Annotated in this window: 1 protein-coding gene; it reads left to right on the forward strand. The window is 47.4% G+C overall.

All coding sequences use genetic code 11. The features are described 5' to 3' along the window. Nucleotides 1–57: 57 nt before the first annotated feature. On the forward strand, nt 58–449 hold a 392-nt coding region (locus ACYVTD_RS16785; RefSeq protein WP_461248791.1), incomplete at its 3' end, for a hypothetical protein.

The following is a 449-nucleotide window of genomic DNA, read 5'->3' on the forward strand; positions in this document are numbered from 1 at the left end:
ACCGCAACCCCCCTCACCTTTAATATAGATCAAGATATTAACTGTGCTCCGCAAACATTGAATATTGCCAATGTCAAACTTACTATCATTGGTTTTGGCGGAGAACGAAAAATAAACCTTTCTTCCAACGGCGCGCTCTTTACCGTTGGAGCAAGCGGACAGACAGGCATAGAACTGACCATCGGCAATGATGTTACCCTGGTGGGACGCAGAGCGGACGGCAACGGAAGCGAGAACAACAACAATAGCGTAATATACATAGGTGAAAACGGCTCTGTTACCATGCAGGACGGCTCAAAGGTTACCGGAAATGCCACCCAAGGTAGCTTAGGCTATGCGGTATTCTTAAAAGGCGCTAACTCATCTTTTACCATGAACGGCGGAACTATTACAGGAAATAAATCTCTCGATGTCGGCACTATAAGCAGAGGTGGAGGGCTGGGGGTGGA

Source organism: Treponema sp. R6D11, assembly GCF_054786075.1.